This window comes from Afifella sp. IM 167 (assembly GCF_020144925.1).
GTDB lineage: Bacteria > Pseudomonadota > Alphaproteobacteria > Rhizobiales > Afifellaceae > Afifella.
In genome coordinates, this window is record NZ_NSLC01000004.1 from 118,928 (window position 1) to 130,900 (window position 11,973).

18 protein-coding genes are annotated in these 11,973 nt (G+C 68.6%); all 18 read right to left on the reverse strand.

Going from position 1 to position 11,973, the window contains the following annotated elements; all coding sequences use genetic code 11:
• Nucleotides 1–17 precede the first annotated feature (17 nt).
• On the reverse strand, nt 18–254 hold the full coding sequence (locus tag CLD20_RS08045) for a hypothetical protein (RefSeq protein WP_224406099.1): 237 nt from the start codon (nt 252–254) through the stop codon (nt 18–20).
• A gap of 11 nt (nt 255–265) precedes the next feature.
• The gene (locus CLD20_RS08050) at nt 266–889 is read right to left on the reverse strand and encodes a hypothetical protein (RefSeq protein WP_224406100.1); all 624 of its coding nucleotides are present in this window, start codon (nt 887–889) and stop codon (nt 266–268) included.
• Between the two features lie 38 nt (nt 890–927).
• Nucleotides 928–2,856 carry a hypothetical protein gene (locus tag CLD20_RS08055; protein ID WP_224406101.1) on the reverse strand — a complete coding sequence of 643 codons (1,929 nt, stop codon included), beginning with the start codon at nt 2,854–2,856 and terminating at the stop codon, nt 928–930.
• A gap of 86 nt (nt 2,857–2,942) precedes the next feature.
• Entirely contained in the window at nt 2,943–3,320 is a 378-nt protein-coding gene (locus CLD20_RS08060; RefSeq protein WP_224406102.1) for a hypothetical protein, read from the reverse strand.
• Entirely contained in the window at nt 3,320–3,661 is a 342-nt protein-coding gene (locus tag CLD20_RS08065; RefSeq protein WP_224406103.1) for a hypothetical protein, read from the reverse strand. Before CLD20_RS08065 ends, CLD20_RS08060 begins: the two co-directional genes overlap by 1 nt.
• Nucleotides 3,658–3,939, reverse strand: coding sequence for a hypothetical protein (locus CLD20_RS08070; RefSeq protein ID WP_224406104.1), 282 nt, complete (start codon nt 3,937–3,939; stop codon nt 3,658–3,660). Before CLD20_RS08070 ends, CLD20_RS08065 begins: the two co-directional genes overlap by 4 nt.
• Nucleotides 3,917–4,306: a hypothetical protein gene (locus CLD20_RS08075; protein ID WP_224406105.1), complete on the reverse strand. Its 390-nt coding sequence runs from the start codon at nt 4,304–4,306 to the stop codon at nt 3,917–3,919. The genes CLD20_RS08070 and CLD20_RS08075 overlap by 23 nt, the downstream gene beginning before the upstream one ends.
• On the reverse strand, nt 4,303–4,788 hold the full coding sequence (locus CLD20_RS08080) for a lysozyme (protein ID WP_224406106.1): 486 nt from the start codon (nt 4,786–4,788) through the stop codon (nt 4,303–4,305). Before CLD20_RS08080 ends, CLD20_RS08075 begins: the two co-directional genes overlap by 4 nt.
• A 1-nt stretch (nt 4,789) precedes the next feature.
• Entirely contained in the window at nt 4,790–5,005 is a 216-nt protein-coding gene (locus CLD20_RS08085) for a hypothetical protein (RefSeq protein WP_224406107.1), read from the reverse strand.
• 112 nt (nt 5,006–5,117) lie between these two features.
• On the reverse strand, nt 5,118–5,723 hold the full coding sequence (locus tag CLD20_RS08090; protein WP_224406108.1) for a hypothetical protein: 606 nt from the start codon (nt 5,721–5,723) through the stop codon (nt 5,118–5,120).
• 44 nt (nt 5,724–5,767) lie between these two features.
• A complete protein-coding gene (locus CLD20_RS08095; RefSeq protein WP_224406109.1) occupies nt 5,768–6,715 on the reverse strand; it encodes a hypothetical protein in 948 nt (315 codons plus the stop codon).
• 31 nt (nt 6,716–6,746) lie between these two features.
• On the reverse strand, nt 6,747–7,268 hold the full coding sequence (locus tag CLD20_RS08100) for a hypothetical protein (RefSeq protein ID WP_224406110.1): 522 nt from the start codon (nt 7,266–7,268) through the stop codon (nt 6,747–6,749).
• Nucleotides 7,265–8,020 (reverse strand): hypothetical protein, encoded by a 756-nt coding sequence (locus CLD20_RS08105; RefSeq protein WP_224406111.1) that lies wholly within the window; start codon nt 8,018–8,020, stop codon nt 7,265–7,267. The genes CLD20_RS08100 and CLD20_RS08105 overlap by 4 nt, the downstream gene beginning before the upstream one ends.
• Nucleotides 8,021–8,030: 10 nt before the next feature.
• Nucleotides 8,031–9,002: a hypothetical protein gene (locus CLD20_RS08110; RefSeq protein ID WP_224406112.1), complete on the reverse strand. Its 972-nt coding sequence runs from the start codon at nt 9,000–9,002 to the stop codon at nt 8,031–8,033.
• Nucleotides 9,003–9,023: 21 nt separating this feature from the next.
• Nucleotides 9,024–9,872 (reverse strand): putative phage tail protein, encoded by an 849-nt coding sequence (locus CLD20_RS08115; RefSeq protein ID WP_224406113.1) that lies wholly within the window; start codon nt 9,870–9,872, stop codon nt 9,024–9,026.
• A 1-nt stretch (nt 9,873) separates the two neighbouring features.
• Nucleotides 9,874–10,965 (reverse strand): baseplate J/gp47 family protein, encoded by a 1,092-nt coding sequence (locus CLD20_RS08120; protein WP_224406114.1) that lies wholly within the window; start codon nt 10,963–10,965, stop codon nt 9,874–9,876.
• Nucleotides 10,962–11,483: a phage GP46 family protein gene (locus CLD20_RS08125; protein WP_224406115.1), complete on the reverse strand. Its 522-nt coding sequence runs from the start codon at nt 11,481–11,483 to the stop codon at nt 10,962–10,964. Before CLD20_RS08125 ends, CLD20_RS08120 begins: the two co-directional genes overlap by 4 nt.
• A complete protein-coding gene (locus CLD20_RS08130) occupies nt 11,480–11,968 on the reverse strand; it encodes a phage baseplate assembly protein (RefSeq protein ID WP_224406116.1) in 489 nt (162 codons plus the stop codon). Before CLD20_RS08130 ends, CLD20_RS08125 begins: the two co-directional genes overlap by 4 nt.
• Nucleotides 11,969–11,973: the final 5 nt, after the last annotated feature.

Consider the following 11,973-nt stretch of genomic DNA (forward strand, 5'->3'; position numbering starts at 1 on the left):
CCGGGGCGTGTGCGCCCTCAGGCCTTCGCCGCGAACTTGTCCGCGACGAGCCGTTTCCCCTGATCGTCGGCGACGTCGTAGGTCGCTCCGCCTTTCAGCTTGTACTGGCAGGTGACGACCTCGAAACCTCCGAAATCACGGGCGTGCATGCTGAACGGGGCGACCTCGGAGCCGTCTTCGCTTTTCGGGTGCCGCATATCCGCCTTGGCCGAAGCGCGCGCGTCCTCGACAGTCTCTTTCATCCTGATCTTCATGGTCGTTCTCCTTAGCCGGCGTCGGCGGCGGTCAGCGTCACGGTGACGTTGAGCGTGTCGTCGGCCACTACGTCGCGGGCCGATGCGAAGTTGGCGGCGCCGTAGAGGACGGCCGAGGTGCCGGTCGCGGCACCGGCGACAAAAGCGCCCGCTACGGTGGCGGTCCCATTGATTGCGAACACCGCCGCCGATGCGGAGTTATCGACTGACTGACTCGCCACGGTCCCGAGCGTCAGCGCCTTGCGGTCGCCGGCATAGGCAGTGATTTCCGACCAGCCGGCATGGCTCGCCAGCGTGTCGCTGGCGGCGATGGTGCCAGTGCCTTTCAGGCCCACATACCAGGCGGCAGTGTAGCCCGACCCCTTGAAGTACTTGTCGAGAAGGTCGTTCAGGCCTTCGTTGACGACGAGGTTCGGGACGAGCTCGGTCCACTTCACCCGGCCGTCGGGCCCGACGCATTCAAACCGGTAATAGGTCTTCATGCCGAGGCCGAGCCGGACGAAAACGTTGAGGATCGCGGTGACGCCGAAGCGCATCGCGGCGCCCGCCGCGCTCTTCGCCCTGCGGCGGATTGCATTGGCGGCAATGCGCGCGGCAACGAGCGCCCGCGCCACGGCCCGGGTGATCTGGGTCATGTCTTTTTCCCTTTCTGTCTGAAATGCCGATCCCGGTGCTAGTCGGGGCGTCCCTTGAGGCGGACGCGGACCGTCACGGAGCCGGCGAGCGGCACGACGTCGTCGGCCTCGCCGGCTAGTTCGATGACGCGGGTGACACTGCCCGGCAGCGTGATGCGCACGCCGGCGGGCGTGCCGACGACGCCGAGCATGCCGATCGCCGCCTCGACGGCGACCAGAAGGCTTTCTTCGGCCGTCAGGCTCGCCGCCGCCGCCGCGTCGAAAATCGCCTCGATCGCGATCCCTTCCGAAAGGATCGCGGCCGAGCCGGCTTCCAGTCCCACGTTCTGGCCGAGGCCGATCGCGGCGGCGATAACGCGCCGGCCTTCCGTCTCGATGGTCGGCGCAACGTCGAGCGAGATCGCAGCGCCGAGGACAAGGCTTGCCGAGGCCGAGGCGGTAAGCCCCGCCGCCAGCCCCGCCGCCGCGTCGCTCGTCAGCGCCGCTTCCGCCCCGGCCGTGGCCGCAACGCCAATGCCGGCGGCCGCCATGCTGTCGCGGCGCGCGGCGGAGGCGGCGAGCGCGGCGACGCCCATCGCCGCCGTCTCCTCGAAGGTCTGTGCGCCGATCGCTCCGGCGGCGGCCTGCGAAAGGGCGAGCGCGAAGACGGCCGCCTCCTCCGCCGTGACGGCGCTGCCGGCCGAGAAGCCACCGGCCGCGGCGAGCCCCAGCGCATCCCCGAGCGTCAGCCGGCCGGCGGCGGAAAGACCCGCCGTGACGGCGAGCGTTGCCGCCCCCGCAACCTCGGTCTGCGCCGTGGCGGACAGGCCGGAGGCGCCGGCGAGAGACAGCGCCGCGGAAAAGATCGAGCCGCCGGAGGCGAGCATCGCCGCGACGGCGGCGAGCGAGACCTCGCCCGTCATGACGGCCTGCGACACGGCGGAAGAGGCGAGCGAGGCGCCAAAGCGGGCCGTCCCCGCCGCGTCGAGCCGGGTCGCCCCGGCAATGCCGCTCGCCGCGCCGATCCCGGCCGCCAGCGCCAGCACGGAGGCGCCGGAGACGACGAGTCCCGTCGCCGCGCCGAAATCAACAGCCGAAGCGAGATCGAGAGTTCCGTCCCCGATCAAAGCACCCTCGAGGCCGAAGGTGGCCGCCGCGGCCGTGATGCGTTCCGCCGAAATGGTCATGGCCGTATTCGCGCCAAGCGTGGCGACGGCGGGAATCGTCGCGGCTTCGCCCGCCGCAACGCCGAAACCGGAGCCGAAACCGGCCGCCTCGTCATAGGTCGTCCCGCCGGCACTGATCGCGATGCCGGAAAGGGCAAATCCGATGCCGATGAACGGCTTGTTGTAGATGTGATACGAGGCCGCCCAGGTCGCTGCCGTGTCGGCCTGGTTGCCGGTGTCGACGCCGAGCGTGGCGTCGTCGCCCGTCGGAGACGCCGAGCGCACTTTCTGTTCCCAGTTCGCGCCTTCGCCGGGATCCTGGATCCCGCCCATGCCGGCATTGTCGCGGGCCGCGTAGAACGCCACCAGCAGCCGTTCGGCCCCGGTGATGGGGATGGCCGGGACGGTGGTGTTGCTGCCGGTGTCGTCCTCGAGGATGCCGAAGCCCTCGATATAGTCGGAGATCGGCCCGGCCGGCACGTCCTGGAACGCCACGACATAGGCGTAGAGGCCGCGGTCGCCGCCATCGGATGATACGACGCTCGGCATCGACATCGTGGCACCGCGCCGCGCCTCGAAAAGGGTCGCCTTGAAACCGTTGACCCCGGCCTCGACCACGAAGCCTTCGGCGCGAATGCTGAAATCGGCCGCGTCGCCGCCGCTCAGGGAAAGCGTCGGCTCCGGATCCCCGGCCGGGATGTTGTGCGCGGCGAAGATGTAGACGACATCGCCCGACGCCGCGCCGGCCGGATCCGTGGTCGCAAGGCTCGCCGCGGTCGTGGAAAGAAGCCCGGACGCGGAGCGGAAGGACGGCTTGGTCATGGGGCCGTCGACCTATTGCGCCAGCCGCGCCGAAAGGCGGGCGATGATCCGCCGGCGGCACGGCGACACGGGACGATCATCTCGGGCTACTGCTGGCCGCCGTCGCGTTGGCCGACCCGTCCTTCCACCACCCGGTCGACACGCACATGCAGGGCCTTCAGCCCGTCGTCGATCTTCTGGCCAAGATGCCCGAGGGCATCCATCACCTGGCTGGAATGAACCGCGAAGCCGTCCTTGGAGACATACTTCTCCGCCATGTAGAGGCGCAGGTCGGCGAGCTTCTCCTTGTCCATGTCGAGGAGGTCCTTGAGCGCCGAGATGCGGGTGTGACAGGCGGCCGTTTCGGCGCGCAGCTCCCTCTCCGTCTCGCGGAAGCGGCTTGTCAGCCATTTGTAGAAGCCGCCCACCGCGCCGATGATGGCGAGCAGAAAAACCATCAGTTCGACATATCCGATCTCTATCATCAGACCCCCTTTTCGGCGGGATTTATGAGCCGGAAGCGGTCTCCCGATCCGATCATGCAGGCGAGATCCGGCGGCGCGATGGAAAGCATTGTCCAGGAGCCGGTTTTCTCGTTGCGCGTCATCAGCATGGCGCGCCCGTTGCCGAGCGAGCCGGACGCGACGGGCACCTCGCCGAAGCCGGTGAGAAGACCTTCGGTCATTGCCCGGATGGGGCCGCAGGGCGTTACCGTCACCGCCGGATCGACGCTTGCCGCCGGCGCCTTGCCGAGGAGCGCCAGCACGATGAAGATGCCGAGCGCGCCGAGCGTCGTCGCAATGGCGGCTTTCCAGACTTCGCTCATTCGGCTTTTCCTTCCCGGCTCCGTTTGAGTTCGTCGAACCATGCGTCGCAACGCACGATGCGGGCATTGGCGCGCCCCAGCGCCCGGTCGGTCTTCAGAAGGGCGATATCGAGCCGGTCGCCGACGACGACGCCGGAGCGCTCGCGCCGCCCGCAATCGGCGGGATTGTCCGGCAGCGCGGAACCGGCGCGGTAGGCCTCGCCGGCAATCCCCGCCTTTGCCGTGGCGATTGCGGCGCGATCCAGCCGCTTCTGGCTATCGGTTGGGCATCCGCCCAAGAAGATCGTCGTCGACAGTGCAATCGGCGCTGACAGGGCGCGCCAGAAGCTCCTGGATTTCATCGGAAAGGTTCTCCTGCTCGCGCGCCGCTTCGGCGAGCCGTTCCTGAAAGCGGGCGTTGGCGGCGCTCACCTCGGCCGCCCGCGCCTCGGCGGCGACGCGCAGCTTTTCCTGCGCCGCGGCTTCGGCGCGTGCCGCCGCGAGCTCCGCCCCGGCGACGAGCTCCGTCACGGCCCGATCGACCGCCTGGCGCACCGCGCTGGACTTGTCGAAGTGGAGCCACAGCCCGGCGGCGAGGAAGACCCAGACCGGCACGGTGATGCCGAAAGCGAGGATCCGGCCGACGACGGCGAGGGCGCCCGTCACTGCGCCCTCGACCCTTCAAGACAAAGCTCGCGCTCCGCTTTTCGGCGATTGACCAGCCCGCGGATAACGCGCCCGCCGGCCTTGTTCCACAGCAGCAGCGCGTCGCAGGCGCCTTCCAGGTTGCCGGCATTCCAGCGCCGCGCCATGGAGGAGCCGCAGAACGCCCTCTGGCCGATGTTGTAGGCGGCAGAGAGGAACGCCACGTAGCTCTTGTCCGGGATTTGATCCGGGTTCTTCAGGCACCGACGAATGCCGGCCTCGAACTCCACGAGGCCGTCGCCCAGCATGGCGGCGCATTCCTCGTCGGTCGCCGTGTCGCCCATCTCCACGCCGCGCGTCTCGCCGAAGCAGATCGTCGGCACGCCGACGATGTCGCGATAAGCCGTGTTGTGCTTGCCTTCCCAGCCGCCGACGAAGCCGACGGCGAGAATGCCGGCGGCCGTGAGCGTGCCGAGGACGCCTTTTGTCAACCTGCTGGCCATGTCAGACGCTCCTTTGCGCGACGAGGCGGGCGACGAAGGCGCCGGCCGTGACGATGAGGGAGAGGAGGGCGAAGACGCCGGTCGGGAGCGGGAGCCAGCCGTCGACGTAAGGCAGCGCCACTTCAAGGCCGGAAAGCACGCCGGCAAGCACGATGAGCCGCACGCTCCAGGCGTGCTTCAGCACCGTTCGCCAGTTCCAGACGAGGCGAAAACGCATGCAATTCTCCATGAAAAAGCCCGCCGTCCCGGTGGCGGGAGGCAGGCTGCGGGATCGCCCCGGCCAGGGCGATAAGGGCCTTTTCGGGTGCTAGCTGAATCCTAGACCGGGGCTACTCGATCGGCATTTCGCGCCACTGGAAGTCCACGATCCACCACACGGTCGGCCACTGCTGCGTGCTGGGATCCGCGGTCACCGCCAGGAGCCCGTAGCCCGGCGGAAGAATGACAGGCGCGGCGAACTCGAATACCCGGCTCGGCTCGGCCGTCCACATCTCCATGAATGGCGGCGACCGGCCCGGGATCTCCGACCATGGGACAGAGCCCGTTCGAACCTCGCCATGACCCGGCGGAAGATCGACGCGCTTGTTGTGCGCGCCGGCGATCTTTTCTCCGACCCCCGAGGTTGTGATGCGCAGATCCGCGCCCAGCTTCTCGCCGAGCGAGGCATGAATGCACGGTGGCTCCGTCTCCACGTTGCAATGCTGGTTCCAGGCGACGGTCAACCGGTCGACGTAGAGATAGACCTTCGAGCCGGCGGGATTCCACAAATGGACGATCCCGCGTTCTCCCGGTACGGTTCCGCCGACCCCGGAACCGCTGAATGCCCGGCCCTTGATGGCGCTGCCGTCAAGGTGGAGGGTTTGCGCGCCCGCCGAGGCGGCAAGACCGAAAAACATAAAAAGGGCGAGTGCGATCTGCCGCATGGCCGCGATCATGCCAGTTCCGCACTTCAACGTCAGCGCGCGATATCGGCGCACATTCACCCGTCAGGCGCAAAGAATGTCGCCGCACCGATGCGCCATCCCGAGACGTCGGAAGCTGCCATCTCGATGCGCGCGGCGCGTGCGGTCACTGACGGAACTGAAAAGGCGATTTCCGTCTGGCAGCAGCCCATGCTGTCCTGAAACACTTCGCTCGCAACCGTGGTCCAGGTCGCCGCGTCGGGCGAAACCTGCAGCTGCGCCGTCACGATGCGCGGCGGATGGGACCCGGCGAAGGATCGCGCCGGCGGGCTCGTGACGACCGCCCCGCAGATCGCCCGTTCGTTGCCGCCGCCGTAATCGATGCCGATGACCAGATTTGTCGCGTCGGGACCGCTCGCATATGTCGCCGCCAGGCCGTCGAAGGCGTTCGCCGCCGTCGCCTGCGCGATGCCGCCTCCCCCGATGGGCAAGCCCCCGGCGATGATCGATCCGGTCGGGATGGCCGGATTCGCGGCGGGCTCCACCTCTTCCTCGATCCAGTCCAGCGAGGCGATCATTCGGCTGGCCGGCACATCGCCGGACGAGTAGGAGCAGTAGGCGATCCCGTAGCCCTGCGGAATGAGAAACGGCGCCTCCTCCACGCGGCGTCCCTCGACGCCCGCCGTCGGCTGCCAGATCTCCTGCCTCGGCCGGTTCTCCGGGTAGACCGACGGCACATAGTCCGCCCATCGGAGCTCTCCGACGGGATCGGGGCCGTCGAGCTTCTTGTTGGCGGCGTGGTCGGCGAAGATCGGCCCGATCGGACGCCGCGTCACGCGAACGTCGGCTGCGGGCGTTTTCATTCCGGTGATCAGCGCACGGGTCAAAAGAAGGTTGCGCCCGGACCCCCAGGGATTCCACAGCTGACAGCTGCCCGGGGCCGTGACCGCCATGCCGTCCTGGGTGAGGATCTGCCCCCACATCGCCTTTCCGGCCCTGACGGCCTCGACCTGCCACTGGCACATGTCTCGTTCCTTTCGTGTCTGGCCGGGCGCGTCACCCGGGCCAGTATTCGTCCCGCGCGATATCGGCGCGCGAGCCGTCGAAGGTGCCGGCCTTGACCTGATCTTTCAGGGCCCAGGCGGCGGCCAGGATGGCGCCCCGCCATTCGGCCATGGAAAGCAGCGCGGCCGAGATCGTCGCGGCCGAGGACTGGAAGGTCTCGTCGTTCGCGTCGCGCACCGAAAGCAGCGTCTCCCCCTGGCCGTCCGCGATCAGGCGGTCGGCGATATTCTTCAGCCCGAGCCAGTTGATCGCATCGCTGTCGTCCCGGCTGTCGAGCGTGCGGATGCCCGCCGAGCCGCCGAAATTGTGCCTGTATCCGAGGCCGGTGCGCCGCGCGCGTTCGGCGCCCACGTCCTTTGAAGTGGCGGGCGGCGCCGACCATTCCTCGCCGTTCCATTTCTGGCGCCCGTCTGCGGGCGGCGCACCGACCTCCACCGCGCCTTGCGGCGGCGCGGCGCCGTCAAAGCCGCCGAGATAGGCGCCCTCAGCATCGACATAGAAGCGCGTCGTCATGCGAAGGCCCGCACGACCAGCGTCCAGCTGCCGTTGGTCAGGTTCTTGACAAGCCCGAAAGTCTTGTGCGGCAGCTGGAAGACGCTGGTGCCGGAGCCGAAATAGACGCTGACATTGGTGGCGCCCTTGACGAAGACGGCATTGCTGGTCGGATTGTCCGTCGTGCCGGTCGCGGTGCCGCCCGGCGAGAAGATCGGCACGATGTCGCCGACCGAATAGCCGTGCTCGGCGGTGCCGCAGACCAGTTCGGCGACGACGAGTTTGGGCACCGCGCCGAGGCCGTGCGCCAAAGTCAGGGAGCCGCTTGTGGTGATGATCTGCGGCGCGCTGGCATATTCGCTTTTGAACACCCGCGTCGCCCAGGAACCCGCGCCGGTCAGCACCTTCGCCGCATCGCCGCCCCCCGGCGCCGGCACCAGGCCGGGCGCCCCGCCCGAGCCCTCGTCGCCCTCGAAGGCGCCGATTGTTGTCAGCAGCTCGCCGAGATCGGCGAGCGCTATCAGCACCCGCCCGAAATCGGTCGGCGAGCCCACCGCCTCGGCGAGCTCCTGCAGCGCCGTCTGCACGGTCTCCGCGGTGAGCGGCCCTTCGTCCGGATCGAAGGCGATTTCGGCGGCGAGCGCCAGGCCGAGGATCTGCGCGATCGAAAGCGCCTGGCTCGTCCCGCCTTTCATCGCCGGCAAAAGGAAGTCGCGATCGGGGCTCGCGGCCGGGTCGAGGTCGTCGATCCGCACGCCGTAGGCTTCGGGCATGGCAGTTTCCTCAGGCGAGCGCGAGAAGGTCGAGATGGGCCGGCGCGGTCAGCGACTGCGAGACGAGGTCCGTGTCCTCCACCCCGACCGGCACGATGCCGTAGCGGTCGATCCGCGCCGTCACCGTGCCGCTGCCGTCCGTGACGCTGCCGCTCTTTACCAGCACCGGGCCCGACGTGCCGCTGCCGGTGAAGCTGCCGCGCCCGCCGCCGACGGCGCCGACGACGTCCGGCGTGCGCGCCCAGTTCAGCGGCACGCCCGAGAAGACATGCGCGAACGTGCCCTCGCCGGATGTCGTGCGGGTGGAGGTGATCGTCTCCTGGGCGGTCTGGCGAAGTTTCACGAGGTTGGCGACCGGCGTGATGGTCGCCACGTTCGACGCGTCGGTGACGATGCGCGCCAGGAGCGCGCGGTCGTAGGTGCTGTCGAAGGAGGAATCGGTCTCGGCGAGCGCGGACGGGTTGTAGCCGGCGCCCGTCGTATCGTCGAGCGACAGCGCTTCGACGCCGACGCCGAGAGCCAGGTTGAGATGATAGGTCTTGTTCGCCGCCGTGGCGAAGGTGCGCTCGGTCGTCTCGTCGAAAGCCGAGGTCGAGATGTCATAGACACCGCGATGCCGGATCGTGACCGAGGGCGGCACCAGGATCGTCCCGGCCGAGGGCGAGGTGACGTTGATCTTCCCGTCGCTCGAAAGCGTCTGCGGATAGACCAGCATGCGCTGGCGCATCGTGTTGATGAAGGTGTCGAGCTGGCTTTCCCCGCCGTTCGCTGCGGCGATCAAGGCCTCGATCGCCTTGCGCACCTGCTGCAGGTCGCTGTCGGCAGGGGTAAGGCCCGCATGGGTGATCAGATGCACCAGCTCGCGCTGGTGGTGCTCGATCGCCGCGGCGGGGACTTCCGAGCCCTTGATGCCCGCGCTCCGGCTGCCATTGGAATAGGACGCGTCCGGATCGGCCGCCCCGAAGGGCTGCTGGTATTTCATCTTGATCGTCTCCTTGTGGCGTCAGTCGCCTGCAGCGACCGGCGCGAGCAGCGGCTCGCCGTTCTCCGTGACGAAGGGCACGCCGTCTTCCGTCACCAGCGTCATGGCGACTGGCCAGGGCGCATAGGAAAAGACCGGAAAGGTCCATGCCGGCGCGGCCCGCCTGAGCACGCATTCGATCTCGTCCGCGACCCAGTCGAGCAGGCGGTCGACGCCGCATTCGGAGACGCCGCATTCGAACCGCGTCACCGGTACGTCGAAGACGTGCACCACCCATTCCTGCTCCAGCGGGCCGTTCGTCAGCTCCCGGCGGCCCGCCAGGCTGACGCCGACGGAGGATTCGCCGCAGCGGAACGCCTCGGGTTCCTCGATCGCCACGAGGTAACCGAGGCTGTCGGCAAGACAGACGAACTCTTCGGCGGTGATCGGCCCGTCGGAGGCGACCTTGGCCCTCAGATGTCGCCGCCTGTCCGCTTCGCTCTGCTCGTCGGTGATGCACGACTCCGGCAGGCCGAAATCGCGCTCCCATTCGGCGAGGCTTTCGACAAGGCTCGCCGAGCGGGATTCGCGCGTCAGCCCCCAGAGGCGGGCAAAAAGGTCTCGGAACGGCGAGAGCAGCGCCCGCGTCAAGTCTGAATAGACGTCGTCCAGCGGCGGTGCCGCCCCGTCCGGCGTTCCCCAAGCGCCCCCGCGCGGCCAGAGCGCGCGCCCGGCCGGCAGAAGCGCCTCGACCTCGGGATCGGAGAGCGCATCCGCCGGATCGAGGTCGAGATCGGGCGGCCCGCCGTCGCATGTCACCATCACCACCCTGTCGCCCCAGGGCAGCGCGAAGGGCTGCGCGACCTTGTCATTGACGTACCAGATCGACATTTCAGGCCCAGTCGATCGTGCCGAGTACCGGCAGCTCGCCGGACTGGAAGCCGGTCGGCCCGTCCGGGACGACAAGCGTGTGGTTCTCTTCGCCGACGGTCGTCGAGATCGCCTCCGAAAGCCAGGCGCGGGTCAGGAGGAACGGCTCCTCCGGCAGGCCCGGCCGGATCCGCGAATCCGGGCGGGTCGGGTCGAAGAAGTCTTTGAGGGCCGCCGTCACCGCCGCCCGTGCCGCGACGCTGTCGGGCGTCAGCGCGATCGTCAGATCGAGAGGCGTCGCCACCGGCGCGATCGCCACGGCCTTTGCCCGGATCAGGCGTTTTGCGTCGATCGCGCCCTGGACCGCGGCGAGGTCGGCCTCCGTCGGAATGCCGTTCGCCCGGCCCGCAAACAGCACCCAGACGCCGACCCCGCCAATGCCGTTGGTCATCTGGCGCGCCCAGGCCGCCGACACGCCCGACACGGCGAGCGCGGCCTGCTCGTAATCGGAAAGCGCCCCGCCCTTCGGCGGCCGGCGCTTGCGGTCGAGCGCCCGTTTGCGAAGGCTTTCGATGTCCTCGCTGTCGGCACCGCCGCCGAGCCCGCCGGAAGCGACGACGACCTCCGCCGGGAGCGTGGGCCAGAGCGCCGGGTCGGCGAGGGCGAGCACCGCGCCCGCCTCGCGGTTCGTCGTCGCCCCCGTCGCCTCGGCCTTCACGCCTGCCACAAACGCGCCGAGCGCGTCGGCCTGGAACGAGGCCGTCGTCACGTAGCCGATCCCGGCGGAAAGGAACCGAACCCCGGCCGGATAGACCTCGGAGGGCGTCCCGGTGCCGGTGACCGCGCCGCTCGCCGCCGAAGCCGGCTTCAGCGTGACGCCGATCTCGGCCGCGTGCAGCCGCACGATGGCAAGGCTCGTCGCCGTGGAAAGAAAGAGCTGCCTGAAGATCCAGGCGATGCGCTGCTCGTATTCGAAAGCGAGCAGCGCCAGCACCTTTGCCGTCACGTAAAGAACGTTCTGCTTCAGCGTCGCGTCGGTACCCGGCAGGTACTGCCGGAAGGCGCCGCGCACGCTTTGCGAAATCGCCGCCAGCGAGCGGACCGTATAGCTCATCGTCGATCCACCTGGTCCCAGAGCACCGCGAAACGCTGCTGAAAAATGCTTGCCCCTTGCCGCCCGTAGAGCGCGACCTCGAGCGCCAGATAATTGCGCGCCGGATCGGCGCTGGCCGTCACGTCGGTGCGCACGCAGACCCCCTGGTCGATCAAGGTCGCGAGCGCTTCGCGGGCATAGGCCTCGGCCTCCCGTTCGATGCCGTCGTCGAGCGCGCGACGGCGCAGCTGCCACAGCCGCGAGCCGAGAGCCGTCTCGCCGGGCTCCAGATCGAAGCTGTCTCCCGGCCAGCCCTTGTTGACCTCGCCGTCGCGCAGCTCTTCCGGTTCGACCCGGCGGTCGGTCATCAGGCAGATGATCACCGCCGTCTGAATGGCGTTCTCCGCCGTGAGCCCGCCCGGATTGACCGGGTCGGAAAGCGGCGAAACGGCAAGGTCGCCGACGCCCCTTTCGGCATCCCAGACGATGTCCGGGGAAAGCAGCGGCTCCCGCCCGCTTTCGAGCGGCACGATTCTCATTTCACGAAGACCTTTGTGGCAAGGTTGCTGACCTCGACATCGCCTGCCGTGTCGACGGTTCCCTTCGCCGATGCCTCGCGGTTTGCGTCCTCGCCGCCGAGATAGACCTCGCCATCGAGCACGATCTTCGGCGCGACGATCCGCACCTCGGCGGAATGGACGATGCGCAGGCTCTTCGCCACCACCGAGACGATGTTGCCGGCGGCGTCGTAAATCGCCGTGCCGCCTTCGGTCAGATATTCGCCGGACGGACGCAGCTGCGGATTTTCCCCGCCGATGACATAGGCGCTGTCGCGGCTTGCCCTCGATTGCAGCGCCGCGCCGATCCCGCCCTTCACGGGCCAGGAGGCAAAGCCGTGCGGCTCGATCCGGTGCACCCGCTCGAAGAGGTCGCCGGCGAGCCCCTTGCCGTCGACGAACTGCTGGCCGCCGCGATGCGTCACCGTCCCGTCGAGCAGGAAGCGCGTCAGCGAGGCATCCGACATCACTT

Coding starts and splice junctions, on each gene's coding strand:
- CLD20_RS08045 (WP_224406099.1), bottom strand. CDS start 254: ATGAAGATCAGGATGAAAGAGACTGTCGAGGACGCGCGCGCTTCGGCC.
- CLD20_RS08050 (WP_224406100.1), bottom strand. CDS start 889: ATGACCCAGATCACCCGGGCCGTGGCGCGGGCGCTCGTTGCCGCGCGC.
- CLD20_RS08055 (WP_224406101.1), bottom strand. CDS start 2,856: ATGACCAAGCCGTCCTTCCGCTCCGCGTCCGGGCTTCTTTCCACGACC.
- CLD20_RS08060 (WP_224406102.1), bottom strand. CDS start 3,320: ATGATAGAGATCGGATATGTCGAACTGATGGTTTTTCTGCTCGCCATC.
- CLD20_RS08065 (WP_224406103.1), bottom strand. CDS start 3,661: ATGAGCGAAGTCTGGAAAGCCGCCATTGCGACGACGCTCGGCGCGCTC.
- CLD20_RS08080 (WP_224406106.1), bottom strand. CDS start 4,788: ATGGCCAGCAGGTTGACAAAAGGCGTCCTCGGCACGCTCACGGCCGCC.
- CLD20_RS08085 (WP_224406107.1), bottom strand. CDS start 5,005: ATGCGTTTTCGCCTCGTCTGGAACTGGCGAACGGTGCTGAAGCACGCC.
- CLD20_RS08090 (WP_224406108.1), bottom strand. CDS start 5,723: ATGATCGCGGCCATGCGGCAGATCGCACTCGCCCTTTTTATGTTTTTC.
- CLD20_RS08095 (WP_224406109.1), bottom strand. CDS start 6,715: ATGTGCCAGTGGCAGGTCGAGGCCGTCAGGGCCGGAAAGGCGATGTGG.
- CLD20_RS08100 (WP_224406110.1), bottom strand. CDS start 7,268: ATGACGACGCGCTTCTATGTCGATGCTGAGGGCGCCTATCTCGGCGGC.
- CLD20_RS08105 (WP_224406111.1), bottom strand. CDS start 8,020: ATGCCCGAAGCCTACGGCGTGCGGATCGACGACCTCGACCCGGCCGCG.
- CLD20_RS08110 (WP_224406112.1), bottom strand. CDS start 9,002: ATGAAATACCAGCAGCCCTTCGGGGCGGCCGATCCGGACGCGTCCTAT.
- CLD20_RS08115 (WP_224406113.1), bottom strand. CDS start 9,872: ATGTCGATCTGGTACGTCAATGACAAGGTCGCGCAGCCCTTCGCGCTG.
- CLD20_RS08120 (WP_224406114.1), bottom strand. CDS start 10,965: ATGAGCTATACGGTCCGCTCGCTGGCGGCGATTTCGCAAAGCGTGCGC.
- CLD20_RS08125 (WP_224406115.1), bottom strand. CDS start 11,483: ATGAGAATCGTGCCGCTCGAAAGCGGGCGGGAGCCGCTGCTTTCCCCG.
- CLD20_RS08130 (WP_224406116.1), bottom strand. CDS start 11,968: ATGTCGGATGCCTCGCTGACGCGCTTCCTGCTCGACGGGACGGTGACG.